Source organism: uncultured Pseudokineococcus sp. (assembly GCF_947495735.1).
GTDB lineage: Bacteria > Actinomycetota > Actinomycetes > Actinomycetales > Quadrisphaeraceae > Pseudokineococcus.
Genome location: NZ_CANMAA010000002.1, coordinates 212,354 through 226,964, shown reverse-complemented (window position 1 = coordinate 226,964; position 14,611 = coordinate 212,354). Strand labels below are relative to the sequence as shown.

At 76.5% G+C, this 14,611-nt stretch carries 13 protein-coding genes; 6 read left to right on the top strand and 7 right to left on the bottom strand.

The features are described from left to right. Positions 1-14 precede the first annotated feature (14 nt). Positions 15-1,439 (bottom strand): type I glutamate--ammonia ligase, encoded by a 1,425-nt coding sequence (glnA, locus tag Q0848_RS03980; protein ID WP_299035123.1) that lies wholly within the window; start codon positions 1,437-1,439, stop codon positions 15-17. 271 nt (positions 1,440-1,710) lie between these two features. Between glnA and Q0848_RS03975 the strand changes: the two genes are divergently transcribed. Both Q0848_RS03975 and Q0848_RS03970 read left to right on the top strand, forming a co-directional pair. Continuing rightward, the gene (locus Q0848_RS03975; protein WP_299035121.1) at positions 1,711-2,115 is read left to right on the top strand and encodes an RDD family protein; all 405 of its coding nucleotides are present in this window, start codon (positions 1,711-1,713) and stop codon (positions 2,113-2,115) included. Positions 2,116-2,258: 143 nt separating this feature from the next. Beyond that, the gene (locus Q0848_RS03970; protein WP_299035118.1) at positions 2,259-2,906 is read left to right on the top strand and encodes a nucleosidase; all 648 of its coding nucleotides are present in this window, start codon (positions 2,259-2,261) and stop codon (positions 2,904-2,906) included. Between the two features lie 30 nt (positions 2,907-2,936). On the opposite strand, the gene Q0848_RS03965 is transcribed toward Q0848_RS03970, so the two are convergent. From Q0848_RS03965 to Q0848_RS03955, 3 genes are all read right to left on the bottom strand, one after another. Continuing rightward, on the bottom strand, positions 2,937-3,659 hold the full coding sequence (locus Q0848_RS03965) for a DUF4191 domain-containing protein (protein WP_366146393.1): 723 nt from the start codon (positions 3,657-3,659) through the stop codon (positions 2,937-2,939). 285 nt (positions 3,660-3,944) lie between these two features. Continuing rightward, positions 3,945-4,949, bottom strand: a complete 1,005-nt coding sequence (lipA, locus tag Q0848_RS03960) for a lipoyl synthase (protein ID WP_299035110.1) — start codon at positions 4,947-4,949, stop codon at positions 3,945-3,947. A 451-nt stretch (positions 4,950-5,400) separates the two neighbouring features. Next, complete coding sequence (locus Q0848_RS03955) at positions 5,401-6,855, bottom strand: serine hydrolase (RefSeq protein WP_299035107.1); 1,455 nt, start codon at positions 6,853-6,855, stop codon at positions 5,401-5,403. A gap of 19 nt (positions 6,856-6,874) precedes the next feature. Here Q0848_RS03955 and Q0848_RS03950 point away from each other — a divergent pair, with 19 nt between their 5' ends. Continuing rightward, positions 6,875-7,810 (top strand): LLM class F420-dependent oxidoreductase, encoded by a 936-nt coding sequence (locus Q0848_RS03950; RefSeq protein WP_299035105.1) that lies wholly within the window; start codon positions 6,875-6,877, stop codon positions 7,808-7,810. A 24-nt stretch (positions 7,811-7,834) separates the two neighbouring features. Here Q0848_RS03950 and lipB read toward each other — a convergent pair whose 3' ends face one another. Further along, positions 7,835-8,524 carry a lipoyl(octanoyl) transferase LipB gene (gene lipB, locus Q0848_RS03945; RefSeq protein ID WP_299035102.1) on the bottom strand — a complete coding sequence of 230 codons (690 nt, stop codon included), beginning with the start codon at positions 8,522-8,524 and terminating at the stop codon, positions 7,835-7,837. 148 nt (positions 8,525-8,672) lie between these two features. Here lipB and Q0848_RS03940 point away from each other — a divergent pair, with 148 nt between their 5' ends. Both Q0848_RS03940 and Q0848_RS03935 read left to right on the top strand, forming a co-directional pair. Then, positions 8,673-9,071 carry an SRPBCC family protein gene (locus Q0848_RS03940; protein WP_299035099.1) on the top strand — a complete coding sequence of 133 codons (399 nt, stop codon included), beginning with the start codon at positions 8,673-8,675 and terminating at the stop codon, positions 9,069-9,071. Between the two features lie 222 nt (positions 9,072-9,293). Next, entirely contained in the window at positions 9,294-10,343 is a 1,050-nt protein-coding gene (locus tag Q0848_RS03935; protein ID WP_299035096.1) for a Gfo/Idh/MocA family protein, read from the top strand. 74 nt (positions 10,344-10,417) lie between these two features. Here the strand turns inward: Q0848_RS03935 and Q0848_RS03930 are convergent, their stop codons facing one another. Next, a complete protein-coding gene (locus Q0848_RS03930) occupies positions 10,418-11,158 on the bottom strand; it encodes a peptidase E (RefSeq protein WP_299035094.1) in 741 nt (246 codons plus the stop codon). 493 nt (positions 11,159-11,651) lie between these two features. Between Q0848_RS03930 and Q0848_RS03925 the strand changes: the two genes are divergently transcribed. Continuing rightward, positions 11,652-13,559, top strand: a complete 1,908-nt coding sequence (locus Q0848_RS03925; RefSeq protein WP_299035091.1) for a serine/threonine-protein kinase — start codon at positions 11,652-11,654, stop codon at positions 13,557-13,559. Positions 13,560-13,783: 224 nt separating this feature from the next. On the opposite strand, the gene Q0848_RS03920 is transcribed toward Q0848_RS03925, so the two are convergent. After that, positions 13,784-14,578 carry a hypothetical protein gene (locus tag Q0848_RS03920; RefSeq protein ID WP_366146420.1) on the bottom strand — a complete coding sequence of 265 codons (795 nt, stop codon included), beginning with the start codon at positions 14,576-14,578 and terminating at the stop codon, positions 13,784-13,786. Between the last annotated feature and the right edge of the window lie 33 nt (positions 14,579-14,611).

The window sequence follows — 14,611 nt, the reverse complement described above, 5'->3', positions numbered from 1 at the left end:
GCGGTCCGTGGGGCTCAGATGTCGAAGTACATCTCGAACTCGTGGGGGTGCGGGCGGAAGCGGATCGGGTCGATCTCGTTGGTCCGCTTGTAGTCGATCCAGGTCTCGATGAGGTCCTCGGTGAAGACCCCGCCACGGGTGAGGTACTCGTGGTCGGCCTCGAGGGCGTCGAGGACGGCGCCGAGCGAGCCGGGGACCTGGTCGATGGCCGCGTGCTCCTCGGGCGGGAGCTCGTAGAGGTCCTTGTCGACCGGCGCGGGCGGCTCGATGCGGTTCTGGATCCCGTCCAGGCCCGCCATCAGCATGGCCGCGAAGGCCAGGTACGGGTTGCTCGACGGGTCCGGCACGCGGAACTCGATGCGCTTGGCCTTGGGGTTGCTGCCCGTGATCGGGATGCGCACGCACGCCGAGCGGTTGCGCGCCGAGTACACGAGGTTGACCGGCGCCTCGTAGCCCGGCACCAGGCGGTGGTAGCTGTTCACCGTGGGGTTGGTGAAGGCCAGCAGCGAGGGTGCGTGCTTGAGCAGGCCGCCGATGTACCAGCGGGCGACGTCGGAGAGGCCGCCGTAGCCGCGCTCGTCGAAGAACAGCGGCGTGCCGTCCTTCCACAGCGACTGGTGCACGTGCATGCCCGAGCCGTTGTCGCCGAACAGCGGCTTGGGCATGAAGGTCGCCGTCTTGCCGTTGGCGTGCGCCACGTTCTTGATGACGTACTTGAACAGCATGACCTTGTCGGCCGACTTGAACAGCTCGTCGAACTTGTAGTTGATCTCGGCCTGGCCGGCCGTGCCGACCTCGTGGTGGGCGCGCTCGACCTCGAGGCCGAGGGCGTCCAGGGCGAGGACCATCTGGTCGCGCAGGTCGGCGAAGTGGTCCACCGGCGGCACGGGGAAGTAGCCGCCCTTGTAGGGCGTCTTGTGCCCGAGGTTGCCACCCTCCTCCTTGCGCCCGGTGTTCCAGGCGCCCTCGATGGAGTCGATGTGGTAGTAGCTCTCGTGCTGGTTCGTCTCGAACCGCACGTCGTCGAAGACGTAGAACTCGGCCTCGGGGGCGAAGAACGCGGTGTCGGCGATGCCGGTCGAGCGCAGGTACTCCTCGGCGCGACGGGCGATCTGGCGCGGGTCGCGGGTGTAGGCCTCGTCGGTGAACGGGTCGACGATCCCGAAGTTGATGACCAGCGTCTTCACGGGCCGGAAGGGGTCCACGAAGGCCGTCTCGACGTCCGGCACGAGCTTCATGTCGGACTCGTGGATGGCCTGGAAGCCGCGGATCGAGGAGCCGTCGAACATCTGGCCGGTCGTGAAGAAGTCGGCGTCGACCGAGGCGGCCGGCACCGTGAAGTGCTGCATCACCCCGGGGAGGTCGCAGAAGCGGACGTCGATCATCTTGACGTCGTTCTCGGCGATGTAGGCGAGCACCTCGTCGGCGTTGGTGAACATCCACTCTCCTGGCGGGGTCGGGGTTCGTCGGGTGGCGGCGGGAGCCGTCGGCCCGGGGGCGCCGTCGTCACGCGCGGTGACGTCGACCTCGGGCATCGATCGTGGGTCATGACGCTAGGAGCGCGCCGTTGCCCGCTCGTGTCGCCGGTGTTTCCGATGTGTTGCGCCGCAGGGGTGGCGGCGCTCGACGCGACCGACGGTAGCCGAGCCGGCCCGGCCGCACGGCGGACAGGTCGAGATCTCCGTCTAGCGTGGCCGTGTGGCGAGCCCGATGACCGGACCTGGCGGCGTCGAGCAGGCGTGGCCCGGCCGGCGCCTGGGACTGCCGCGCTCGGGCGCGCGCTCGGTGGCGACCACGGGGCGACGGCTGCTCGGGGTGCTCGTGGACTGGCTGCTCGCGCTGCTCGTCTCGACCGCTCTGCTCGACGGCGACCCCTGGGCCACGCTCGGCGTCTTCGCCGTGCTGCACGCGGTGGGCGTCGGCACCGTGGGCGGGAGCCCGGGGCACCTGCTGCTGCGGATGCGCGTGCTGGGCGTGGCGGGCGCCTGGCCCGGCCCGCTGCGCGCCCTCGTCCGGACGGTCCTGCTCTGCCTGGTCATCCCCGCCGCGATCTGGGACGCCGACCAGCGCGGGCTGCACGACCGCTTCGCCGGCACCGTGCTGCTGCGCCGCTGAGCTCCTCGCCCGACCGGGGTCCGCACCGCCGCGCCTCGCGCAGCAGCCGGGGTCGTGGTGCTGGGCGCGACGCGGTCGTCGTGCGGCTCGCCGTCCGGCGTCGGCGTGCCCGTCGGCCGGGCTCCTCTGGGACGGTGACCGCCATGAGCCAGGCGCCCTCCCCGTCCCCGTCCTCCCCCTCGGCGCCGCGGCTGCGCGCCGCTCGAGGCCCCGGGGCCCGGGACGACGTCCTCGTCGTCGCTGCCCTGGCCGTGGAGGCGGTGTCCGTGCCCGCGCACCTCCCGCTGCTGCTGACGGGGCCGGGCAAGACCGCGGCGGCGACCGCGGTGGCCGCGGTCCTCGCCGCACGAGCGCCGGATCGCAGGCCGCTCGTGGTCGGCGTCGGCACGGCCGGGGCGCTCCGCGAGGGCGTGGGCGGCCTGCACGTGCCCGGGCGGGTGCTGCACCACGACATCTCCGCCGCCGCGCTCGCGCAGGTGGGTGCGCCCACGAGGACCGAGCTCGAGCTTGACGGGCTGCCCGGCGCGCCGGCGGGCGACGTCGTGCTCGCCGCCGGGGACGTGTTCGTCTCCGACGCGGTGGTCCGCGACCGCTTGGCGCAGCGGGCGCACCTGGTGGACATGGAGGGCTTCGCCGTCGCGTGGGCGAGCCGGTCGCTCGGCGCGCGGGTGGTGCTCGCCAAGCACGTCAGCGACGGGGCCGACGACAGCGCGTGGGACTGGGCGGACGCCGTCGGCGCCAGTGCGCAGGCGCTGGGGGAGTGGCTCGCCGAGCACCTGCCGCCGGGCTGAGGGAGCGGCGCCGCGACGGGGCGGGTCGGCTCAGCGGCCGCGCGAGGCCTTGCGGTCGGGGCGCGCGCGCAGCGGGTCGACGCCCTTGGGCACGGGCATCCGGATGCCGCCGATGGCCTTGAGCCGGCGCTGGACCTGGGACATCTCGTCCTTGGTCATCACGGGCTTCAGGCGCTGGACGCGGCGGCCCAGGCTCTTCAGCGGGACCTGCCCCTCGCCGGAGCCGGCCTGCATCACGTGGACCGGCACGCTCGGCAGCACCCGCGCGACCTTGCGGCGCTCGGCCTCGAGCAGCTTGCCGATGCGGTGCGGGGCGCCGTCCCCCACGAGCACGACGCCGGCGCGGCCGACGCCGCGGAAGACGGAGTCCTGGGTGCGCGCGTCGACGGCGACGGGCTGCTCGTCGATGTCCCAGCCGCGGCGGATCGAGCGCAGCGCGGCCCCTGCCGCACCGGGGCGCCCCTCGATCTGGCTGTAGGCGGCGGCCTCGGCCTTGCGCGCGAGGACCACGAGCGCACCGAGCACGGCGATCGGGAGGCCGATCACTGTGAGGTAGATGGGGTGCCCGGTGAGGACGCCGATCAGCAGGGCGACGGCGAGCACGCCGACGAAGACGCCCAGCATCCACCAGGTGACGGACGGGTCGGCCGTCTTCGTCATCCCGTAGACCTGGCGCATCTGCGCGACTCGGCCGGTCGGGCGGCCGTCGGGGCCGAACTTCGGGCGGTCGCGCCGGCGGCGCAGGGCCGCCAAGGGGCCCCGACCGGACGCCGCACCCGTCGCTCCAGCCGGAGAGGCTCCTGCCGGAGAGCTCCCGGCGGGGGAGGCTCCGGCGGGGGAGGCTCCGGCGGGGGGGCGGGGTGCGCGGCGTGCCATGCCGGTCAGGATACGGGCCGCCGGCTCGCCCCCCTCGCCGTCCCGCGCGGCCCAGCTCGCGGGCGCCGTGCCGCCGTGAGATCCGTCCCGGAACGCAGGGGCGGCGTCACGGCCGCACCTCGCCCCCCGGTGGGCAGCGCGCGGGGGGCGGGCCGGGCGACGTCAGGAGCGGGAGAGCAGGCTCGAGGCCTCCTGGCGCGCGGGCTGCTCGACGTCCAGGTGCGACAGCTCGGCGGGGATGGTCTGGCCGCGGCGCTTCATGGCCCCGGCCCACAGGCGTCCCGCCCGGTAGGACGAGCGCACGAGCGGGCCGCTCATGACGCCGGCGAAGCCCATCTCGTCGGCGGCGTCGCGCAGCTCGACGAACTCCTCGGGCTTGACCCAGCGGTCCACCGGGTGGTGGCGAGGGCTGGGGCGCAGGTACTGGGTGATCGTCACGAGGTCGCAGCCGGCCTCGTGCAGGTCGCGCAGCGCCTCCACGACCTCCTCGGTCGTCTCGCCCATGCCGAGGATGAGGTTCGACTTGGTGACGTGACCGGCGGCGCGGCCCTGGGAGATGACGTCGAGCGAGCGCTCGTACCGGAAGGCCGGACGGATGCTCTTGAAGATGCGCGGCACCGTCTCCACGTTGTGCGCGAAGACCTGCGGGCCGGCGTCGAGCACCTGGCCGACGAGCTCGGGGACGCCGTTGAAGTCGGGCACGAGGATCTCGACGCCGGTGCCCGGGTTGAGGGCGCGGATCGCGCGGATGGTCTCGGCGTACAGCCAGGCGCCGCCGTCCGGGAGGTCGTCGCGGGCGACGCCGGTGACCGTGGCGTAGCGCAGGCCCATGGCCTGGACGCTCTCGGCGACGCGGCGCGGCTCGTCCCGGTCCAGCGGGGAGGGCTTGCCCGTGTCGATCTGGCAGAAGTCGCACCGGCGGCTGCACTGCTCGCCGCCGATGAGGAAGGTGGCCTCGCGGTCCTCCCAGCACTCGAAGATGTTGGGGCAGCCCGCCTCCTCGCACACCGTGTGGAGGCCCTCGCGCTTGACCAGGCTCTTGAGCTCGCTGTACTCGGGGCCCATCTTCGCCCGGGTCTTGATCCAGCTGGGCTTCTTCTCGATGGGCGTCTCGGCGTTGCGCGCCTCGACGCGGAGCATCTTGCGTCCCTCGGGTGCGACCGTCACCGCAGCAGCGTACGCGCGACCGCGCCGCCGTCCGGTGGCGCGGGGGCGGGGGCGGGGGCGAGGGGGGCGGCCGGGTCGCGCAGGGCGGGGTGGGTGGCCGGGGCCGGAGTTGTCGACTACTTCGGGTGCCGGGCGCCCCAGGGGCCGGACTTGTCGACTACTTCAGTGGTCGGGCGCCCTGCGGGCCGGAGTTGTCGACTACTTCAGGTGCCGGGCGCCCAGGGGCCGGAGTTGTCGACTACTTCAGTGGTCGGGCGCCCTGCGGGCCGGAGTTGTCGACTACTTCAGTGGTCGGGCGCCCTGCGGGCCAGAGTTGTCGATGACTTCGGTGATCGGGCGCCCAGAGGGGCGAAGTTGTCGACTACTTCGAAGAGCGAGCGAGCCCACGCGCCGGAGGCACCGCACGGCCCCAGGCACCCGACGCCGGGCACGACGCCGGGTGCGGCGCCGGTCAGGCGCGCCAGCCGCCCTCGTCCACGCCGCCGGGGACGTCGGCGGCCGGGTCGTAGGGCGTGCGCGTGAGGCGGAAGCTCGCGAGGTCCAGGTGCGACGGCGCGCCGTCGGCGCCGCGGAGCACGCGCAGCCGCTCCCCGGCGTAGTAGGCGTCCAGGCCCACCCAGGTGCCGTCACCGGCGGGGGAGGGGCGGAAGCGGGACGAGCGGGAGGGGCGCCCGAGGCCCTCGAGGAGGAACCCGCCCTCCTCGGCGCGCACCACGAGCGGCGAGGGCCCCCAGTACCAGGGGCCGACGAGCTCGAGCACCTCCGGAGGGACGGCGCGGGGCGCCCACGCCGCCGGCAGCCGCGGCTCGGCCTCGGCGAGGACGTCGAGAAGGCGGGTGGCGAGGTCGCCGAAGCCCGTCGTGGAGTTGGTCATCGCGACGACGCCGTCCCCGGAGGCGGCGTCCACCTGGAGCATCGCGACGAAGCCGGGCATGGAGCCGCTGTGGCCGACCAGGCGACGACCGCCGGCGTTCCACAGCTGCAGGCCGAGGCCGTAGCCGCTGGCCCAGGCCCCGGTGCGCGGATCGTCGACGACCTGGGCCTCGCGCATGAGCGCCAGCGTCTCCGGGCGGACGACGTCGACGCCGGCCGTGCCGGCGAGCAGGGCGGCGAAGCGGGCGAGGTCGGGCACCGTGGCCCACACCTGGCCGGCCGGGGCCATCGCCCCGGCGTCGTGCTCGGGCTCGGGCAGGACGACGTCCGCCCAGGGGTGGACGGCCAGGCCGGGCGCCGAGTCGGCGTCGCGGCGCAGGCCCGCGCGCGACATGCCGAGCGGCTCGAGGACGTCGCCGCGCACGACCTCGTGCCAGGGACGGCCGCGCAGCCGGGCGAGCAGCTCGCCGAGGACGGCGAAGCCGGTGTTGGAGTAGTGGAAGCGGTGCCCGGGGCGGTGCCGGCGGGCGTCGGCGGTCAGGGCCGGGGCCAGGGCGGCCCAGTCGCCGCCGGGGCTGCGCTCCCACCAGGGCCCGGCGCCGTCGTTCTCGGCCTGCAGGCCGGAGGCCTGGCCCAGCAGCTGGCCGACGGTCAGCGCGCCGACGTCGCCGCGCCCGTCACCGAGCTCGGGCAGGTGCTGCCCCACCGGGTCCTCGAGGCCTACGAGGCCGTCGTCGTGGGCGCGCATCACGGCCGTCGCCACGAGGCTCTTGGTGATGGAGCCGATGCGGTAGCGCGTGGTGGGCGCCGGGGGCGCCGGCGCGGCGCCCGGCTCGGCGGCGCTGCCGCGGGCTCCCCACCAGAGCAGCTGCCCGTCGCGCACGAGCCCGGCCACGACCGACGGCAGGCGCCGCTCCACCTGCTCGCGCGCCAGCAGGTGGAGCAGCCGGTCGGCGGTGGCGTCCCTCAGCGCGGGCGGCGCTGCGGCAGCGGTCGGTGCGGCGGGGGAGGTGGTCTGCGATGAGTCCGTCACAGGCGCCAGGATGGCGCCCATGGATCTCCGCGTGTTCACCGAGCCCCAGCAGGGCGCCACCTACGACGACCTCCTCGCCGTCGCCCGCACCGCCGAGGCGGCCGGCTACGACGCCTTCTTCCGCTCCGACCACTACCTCGTGATGGGCGACGGCGACGGGCTGCCCGGGCCCACCGACGCCTGGACGACGCTGGCCGGCCTGGCCCGGGAGACCTCCACCATCCGCCTCGGCACGCTCGTGTCCTCGGCCACCTTCCGGCACCCGGGCGTGCTGGCCATCCAGGTGGCCCAGGTCGACCAGATGTCCGGCGGTCGGGTCGAGCTCGGCCTCGGGGCCGGCTGGTACGCCGAGGAGCACCGGGCCTACGGCATCCCGTTCCCCGACGTGCGCGGGCGCTTCGACCGCTACGCCGAGCAGCTGGCCGTCGTCACGGGTCTGCTCGGGACCCCTGCGGGAGAGACGTTCTCCTTCAGCGGGGAGCACTACGAGCTGGTCGACTCCCCGGCGCTGCCCAAGCCCGCCCAGGAGCGCGTGCCCGTCGTCGTCGGCGGCGGCGGCAAGAAGCGCACCCCCGCGCTCGCCGCCCGCCACGCCACCGAGTTCAACCTGCCCTTCGGCTCGGTGGAGGACGTGCGCACCCAGTTCGGGCGCGTGCGCGACGCCTGCGCCGAGGCGGGCCGGGACTCCGGCGAGCTCACGTGGTCCAGCGCCCTGGTGGCGTGCGTGGGACGCGACGACGCCGAGGTCGCCCGCCGCGCCGCCGCCGTCGGCCGCGACGTCGAGGAGCTGCGCGCGAACGGCCTGGCCGGAACGCCCGACGAGGTCGTCGAGAAGCTCGGCCGCTACGCCGCCGTGGGCTCCCAGCGCACGTACGTCCAGTTCCTCGACCTGTCCGACCTCGACCACCTCGAACTGGTCGCCGAGCAGGTCCTGCCGCAGGTCGCCGCGCTCTGACGCCGGTCCGGCCCGCCGCTGCGGTCAGACGCCGGCGGCGGCGGGCTGGGGGCGCTCGGCGCGCTCGCGGGGCGGCACGGGCAGGGTGCGTGCCAGGTGCCGCTCGACGACGGGCAGGGCGTCGGCCACGGCCAGCGGTCGGCCCAGCTCGCCCGACAGCGTCGTGACGTCGGCGTCCGGGATGCCGCAGGGCACGATCCCGCCGAAGCCGTCGAGGACGTTGTCGCAGTTGAGCGCGAAGCCGTGCATGGTCACGCCCTGCGCCACGCGGATGCCGATGGCCCCGACCTTCCGGTCGCGCCGGCCCGGCAGTCCCGAGCCGTCCCCGCGCACCCACACGCCGCTGCGGCCCTCGACGCGCTCGGTGGCCAGGCCGAGGTCGGCGCAGGCGTCGATGAGCACCTGCTCCAGGCGCCGCACGTAGGCGACGACGTCGACCGGGTCCGGCAGGCGGGTGATCGGGTAGCCGACCAGCTGCCCCGGCCCGTGCCAGGTGATCTTGCCTCCGCGGTCGACGTCGACGACGGGCGTGCCGTCGAAGGGCCGCTCGGAGTCCAGGGTCCGCTTGCCGGCGGTGTAGACGGCCTCGTGCTCCAGCAGCAGCACGACGTCCTCGGCACCCGCCACGACCTCGACGTGGGCCGCGCGCTGCAGCTCCCACCCCCGGCGGTACTCCACGGCGTCGGACCCGAACCCCACGTGCTCGAAGCGCATGGCGCGACGGTACGCCCGGTCGGCGCCACCGGTGCCGGGCCTCGGCGCGTGCTCGGGGCTCGCGGCTCGCCCGGGGGCGACCAGCGGTCCTCGCACCGGAGCACCGAGTCGCCCCGGTCCGGGCCGGTCGGGGCTACGGTCCCCGGCCATGAGGCCGTCGCGCCACCTCAGCGTCGTCATCGCCGCCCCTGCGGAGGCGGTGTACGCCTACGCCGCCGACCTCACCCACCTCCCGGCCTGGGCGGCGGGCCTGGCCCGGAGCACCGTCGTGCAGGACGGCGACCACTGGTTCGCCGACTCCCCCATGGGCCGTGTGCGCGTGGACCCGACTCCTCCCAACGACCTCGGCGTCCTCGACCACACCGTCACGCTCCCCAGCGGTGAGCGGGTCCTCAACCCGCTGCGCGTCATCCCCGACGGGCAGCACTGCGAGGTGGTCTTCACCGTCCGCCACCGCGCGGGGACGAGCGAGGAGGAGCACGACCGGGACTGCCGGGCGGTCCTGGCCGACCTGGAGTCCCTGAGGTCGCTGCTCGAGCGCGGCTGACCCGGGAGCGCCCTCGACGACCACCGGTGAGCGCTCGCCGCTGCTGCCGTGGGGCCGACGGCCTCCCGGTGGCTCAGCGGGGTCGCCCGCCGTGGTCAGCGCGGGGGTCGGGAGGGCCTCCCGGAGTGGTGCGGACGGGCGCGATCCCGGCAGGATCGCCACCGTGACGACCCACCTCGCCCCGCCTCCCCGCCGGCGCGCAGCCCGCGCGGAGGACAGGCTGTGAGCGCCGGGGCGCCGGTGCGCGTCGCCCTCGTGGGCTACGGCAGCGCGGGCCGGGGCATCCACGCCCCGCTGCTGCGCGAGGCGGGTCTCGAGGTGGCGCTCGTGGCGACGGGGAGCCCCGAGCGTCGGGCGGCGGTGGCCGAGGAGCTCCCCGGCGCCCGCGTCGTGGACGACCTCGCGGCGGTGCTGGAGGCCGGGACCGGTCCTGACGGAGTCGACGTCGTCGTCCTGGCCTCCCCCTCGGGGGTCCACGAGGAGCAGGCGCTCGCCTGCGTCGAGGCCGGGCGACCCGTGGTCGTCGACAAGCCGCTGGCGGTCGACGCCGCCGGCGCCGCGCGGGTGGTGCGGGCGGCGCGCGACGCCGGGGCGCTGCTCACGGTGTTCCAGAACCGGCGCTGGGACGACGAGCAGCGCACCCTGGCCGCGCTCCTGGCCTCGGGCGAGCTCGGCGACGTGGTGCGCCTCGAGCGGCGCTGGGAGCGCTGGCGCCCCGTGCCCAAGGACCGCTGGCGCGAGAGCGCCCCGCCCGCCGAGGGCGGGGGTCTGCTGCTGGACCTGCAGACCCACCTCGTCGACTCGGCCGTCCAGCTCCTCGGGCCCGTCGAGTCGGTCTACGCCGAGGTGTCGGCCCAGCTCACCCCGGCGGAGGACACGACCTTCCTCGCGCTGCGCCACGCCGGCGGGGTGCGCAGCCACCTCTCGGCCGTCAGCGCCGCCGGCGCCCCCGGCCCGCGGACCCGCGTGCTCGGCACCCGCGGCGCGTACGTCGTCGTCTCCTTCGAGGGGGAGGCGTCCGGCTTCGCCGGGGACCTCGACGACGACGCGGGGCACACCGGGTGGCTGGTCCGGGCCCCCGAGCGCGAGCGCGTCGCCACCGCGCCGGGTGGCCACGCCGACTACTACCGGGCCGTCGCCCAGGCGGTGCGCGGCGAGGGGCCGGTCCCGGTCGACCCGGTCGACGCCGTGCACGTGCTCGCGGTGGTGGACGCGGCGCGGGTCAGCGCCGAGGAGGGCCGCGTGGTCGCCGTGGAGACGCCCGCCGTCTGAGCCCTCCCCCCGGGGAGCGCGTCCCCCGGGCTCGCGGTCAGCAGGGTCGCTGGACGACGCTCTTCCGGCCTCCGTCAGCCGAGCAGCCGCGGGTCGAGGCGCGTCTCCACCGCCCGGGGCACCGCGCCGGTGGCGTCGCGCTCGACGCGGTAGGCGCCCTTGCCGGCGACGTCGGTGACGGCCTCCACGAGCTCGGTGCCGCGGTAGACGAGCCCGACGCCGTCGTCGGTGCAGTAGGTCAGGGGCAGGTCCCCGGCGGCCACGGACCGCTGCACCAGCGGCCGGCGCCCGGCCTCGGAGTCGTAGTGGACGCCGTTGCCGTAGGGCAGCAGCGCCAGCCCGTCGGTGACGAGCCGCAGGTCGGGCCCGAAGGAGTCGGTCGGCCCGCCGACGTGCCAGCACAGGGACCCGGCGCTCACCCCCGCGAGGACGACGCCGGCCTCCCACGCGGCGCGGAAGGCGCCGGCGAGCTCGTGCAGGCGCCACATCGCCAGCAGCCCGGCGACGCTCCCGCCGCCGACCCAGACGACGTCGGCCGAGGCCAGCAGCTCGGCGGGGTCGGCGACCGAGGGCATGGGGAAGAGGTTGAGGTGGGTGAGGTCGAAGCCCGCGACGCGCGCGGCCTCGGACAGCTCGGCCTGGAACCACCGCTGGTCGCCGCCGGCGGTGCCGACGTGCACGAGGCGCGGCGCCCGGCCGCTCACGCCGGCCAGGTCGACGGCGTGGTGGACGAGCCCGGACCACTCCAGGCGGGTGCGGCTCCCGGGGCGCAGGCCCCCGGAGGTGGCGACGATCGTCGGGGCGTCAGCAGTCATGGGGAGCATCGTGGCGCAGCCGCGGGCCGCCCGGCCGACGGCGTGCAGGCGGGACTCGCGGGACTCTCGCGGGGGCGCGCTGACCTGCGCGGCCGGTGGACCCGACGGGGCCTGTGGACGACCCCTGCGGGACCACCCCCGTCCGCGCTGCACTGCCGGGGTGGCGGGACGACATGCAGCGGGTGGCGCCCGGTCGGGCGAGGGAGGCCGGTCGGGCGAGGGAGGCCGGTCGGGGGAGGGAGGTCGGTCGGGCGACGGCGGAGGGTCGGGCGGGGCGTCGGGCGCGCCCTGGTGGGAGGCGCTCGAGGACGTCGGCAGCGCGCTGCCCTCCTCGTGGCCGCTCGCGGCGCCGGGGGCGCCGGACCTCGCGCGAGGGAGCCTTGGGGCCGGGGCCGGGGCCGGGGCCGGGGCCGGGGCCGGGGCCGGGGCCGTCGCCGGGGCCGTCGCGGCGGAGGGCGTCTCGGCGCAGGGCCTGCGCGGGGAGCCGCCGCGGGTGCCCGGCTGGGAGGTCGAGCGCTTCCTCGGGCGCGGCGGGTCGGGAGAGGTGTGGCGGGCGCGCGAGGTGGCCTCCGGCGACGCCGCAGCGCTCAAGGTGCTGCGGGGGTCGGTGGCCGCGGACGCGGCCGCCCGCCAGCGCCTGGAGGGGGAGGCCGCGCTGCTGGCGGCGCTCGACGACCCCCACCTCGTGCGCCTGCGCGGCCTGGCCCAGACCGACGAGGCCCGCCCTCGCCCGGTCCTGGTCCTCGACCACGCCCCGGGCGCCAGCCTCGCCGCCCTCGTGGCGGAGCGCGGGGCTCTCGACCCCGGGGAGGTGGTCACCGTGCTCGTGCCCCTGGCGGGCGTGCTCGCGGGCCTGCACGCCACCGGGGTGGTCCACGGCGACGTCTCACCGGGGAACGTCCTGTTCGCCGAGGACGGCCGTCCCCTCCTGGCGGACCTCGGCACCGCCGGACTGGTCGCCTGCGGGACGGCGGGCGAACCCCCCAGCCCGGTCCCGGAGGTCCTGCTCGAGCTCACGCCCGGCTACGCCGACGAGCTGCGGGCCGCCGGCGGCCCCGCCACCGCGGAGGGGGACGTGCACGCCCTCGGCGCCTGCGCCTGGCACGCGCTCACCGCGCTGGTGCCGGGGCCGTCCTCGCAGCGCCCGCCGCTCGTCACGCTGCGGCCCGACGTCCCGCGCGACCTCGTCGACCTCGTCGAGGACTGCCTCGAGCCGGACCCCTCCCGTCGTCCGGACGCGCGGGACCTGGCCCGCCGGGCGTGGGAGAGCGCCGAGGCGGAGCCGGTGCGGCTGGTGCCGACCGACCCCTCCGCCCCGCCGGACGAGGTCATCACCCACCGCGTCCGCGCGGCCGCGCAGCAGCCGGAGGCCTGGCGCACCTCCCTCGACGAGCACCCGCCCATCTCGCGGGCGCGCCGGCGCCTGGGCCTGGTCCGCCGGTCGGGGGTCCCGCGGTCGGGGCGCCGCGGGGACGAGGCCGGTGCTGAGGCCGGAGAGCAGTCGCGGGCCGGGTCGGGCGCGTGGGCCGGCACCGTGCTGGACGACGGCGCGGGGCACGAGCCGGAGGCCTCGGGGGCGCGGCGCCGCGTGCGCGGCGAGGGCGGTCGCCGGCTCGCCGCGGGCACCTCGGTGCTGGCGGTCGTGGGCGCCCTCGCCGCTGCGGTGCTCCTCGTGCTGGTCCTCCCGCTCCTGGACCCGGGCCTGCGGCCGGGCGCTGCGGCACCGGCGGCGCAGGAGCGGCCCGTGCCGGATGCCGACGCCCCACGGCGGGGCGCGGCCGGCACCGCCGACGGCTCCACGGGCGCGGGCACCGCGGGGGAGGGGGGAGCCCCGCAGGACCCGGCGAGCCCGGTGTCCGCCGAGGACGGCGGCCTGCGCACGGCGCCGGAGCCCGCTGCCTCGGGCTTCGAGGCGTCGGGGCCCGAGGCGTCGGGGCCCGGGGCGTCGGGGCCCGGGGCGTCGGGGCCCGAGGCCTCGGACGCCGGGACCGCCGAGGACGAGGCGGTGCTGGCCGGTTCCGACCCGGTGGCTGCCGTCCGGGTGCTCGCGGGGCTGCGCAGCCGGGCTTTCGCGACCCGGGACGCGGCGCCGCTCGCGCGCGCCTCGGCGTCGGGGTCGCCGGCGCTCGAGGAGGACCTGGCCGGGCTGGCGGAGCTCACCCGCCGGGGAGCGAGGCTTGCGGGCCTACAGACGGAGGTCCTCCGGGCCTCACCCGCCCCGGCTCCGGGGCCCGGTGCGGCCGCGGTCGACGTCGTCGTGCGCACCTCTGCGCACGAGCTCGTCTCCGACGGCGGCCAGGTCCTGGCCCGCGTGCCCCGGGGCGAGGAGGTCGCAGCGCGGCTGCGGCTCGTCCAGGAGGAGGGCACGTGGCGGGTTCACGAGGTGCTCCCGGTGCCCTGACGGCCGGCGCCGGGGAGGACCGGTGCTGCGCGGGCGGCGGCGGGGGCCGGGTGCGGTGGGCTCGCCGGGCCGCTCGTCCGTCAGTCGCGCCTGAGGGCAGCGCCCATGACGAAGGCGCCCACGACCACGGCGCCCGCAGCCGGGGATGCACGACCCCGGCGGCCGGACCGTCCTGGGACGGACGGTGCGGCCGCCGAGGTCGTCACATCGAGGTGGAGCTGGGGTCAGCCGCGCTCGCCCGCGCGACGACGGCTCCACACGAGGCCCGCCGCACCAGCGGCGACGACGGCTGCGCCGCCCGCGACCAGGAGGCTGTCGCCACCAGCGGTCCCGCCGACGCCGGTGTCCGCGCCGCCCTGCGGCATGGTCATCTCGGGAGCGTCCTCGGAACCGGACTCGGACTCGGCGGCGACGGCCGTCACGACGTCGAGCGTGCCGCAGGCGGCCAGGTTGGTGGCCTCCTCGGGCAGCGTCGGGTCCAGGTCGGACATGACGTCGCCGTCGTAGGTCCCGCTGCCGTTCTGGTCCACGCCGTGGATCACGACGACGCCCTCGCCGTCGAGGATCTGCTGGGCGACCTCGTCGGAGATCTCGAAGGTCCGGTCGTACTCGGCGTTGCCGAGGGGGAACCGGTCGACGGCGAGGCCGCTGTCGGAGGAGTAGTCGCCCTCGGTGGTCAGCGAGATGCCGATGGGGCCGTAGTCGCCGAACGAGTCCGTGGTCTGCAGGGCGCCGTCGGCGCCCGAGCCCTCGGTGTCGTTGGAGGGGCACGTGCTCGCCGCGCCGAGGTGGAGGTGCTGCGCGTGGGGCGCGTTCTCGAGCAGGCCGCTCGGGGTGATCGTGAGGGTCAGCTCGCCGTCCGAGACGGTGCCGCTGACGTCGGCGGTGGCACCGCTGTCGTTGAGCTGGGTCAGGGTGCCGGTCAGCTCGGTCGAGCTGCTGCTCGCCGCCATGGCCGGTCCGGCGAGGGGCAGAGCGGTCAGGGCGAGAGCCGCCGAGAGCGCCAGCGTCTTCTTCACTGCGGTCAAGTGGGTGTCCTCCGAGTCGTCCCG

Bases quoted from the DNA above. Each gene is read 5' to 3' on its own strand.
- glnA (WP_299035123.1), bottom strand. From the start codon at position 1,439: ATGTTCACCAACGCCGACGAGGTGCTCGCCTACATCGCCGAGAACGAC.
- Q0848_RS03975 (WP_299035121.1), top strand. From the start codon at position 1,711: ATGACCGGACCTGGCGGCGTCGAGCAGGCGTGGCCCGGCCGGCGCCTG.
- Q0848_RS03970 (WP_299035118.1), top strand. From the start codon at position 2,259: ATGAGCCAGGCGCCCTCCCCGTCCCCGTCCTCCCCCTCGGCGCCGCGG.
- Q0848_RS03950 (WP_299035105.1), top strand. From the start codon at position 6,875: ATGGATCTCCGCGTGTTCACCGAGCCCCAGCAGGGCGCCACCTACGAC.
- lipB (WP_299035102.1), bottom strand. From the start codon at position 8,524: ATGCGCTTCGAGCACGTGGGGTTCGGGTCCGACGCCGTGGAGTACCGC.
- Q0848_RS03940 (WP_299035099.1), top strand. From the start codon at position 8,673: ATGAGGCCGTCGCGCCACCTCAGCGTCGTCATCGCCGCCCCTGCGGAG.
- Q0848_RS03930 (WP_299035094.1), bottom strand. From the start codon at position 11,158: ATGACTGCTGACGCCCCGACGATCGTCGCCACCTCCGGGGGCCTGCGC.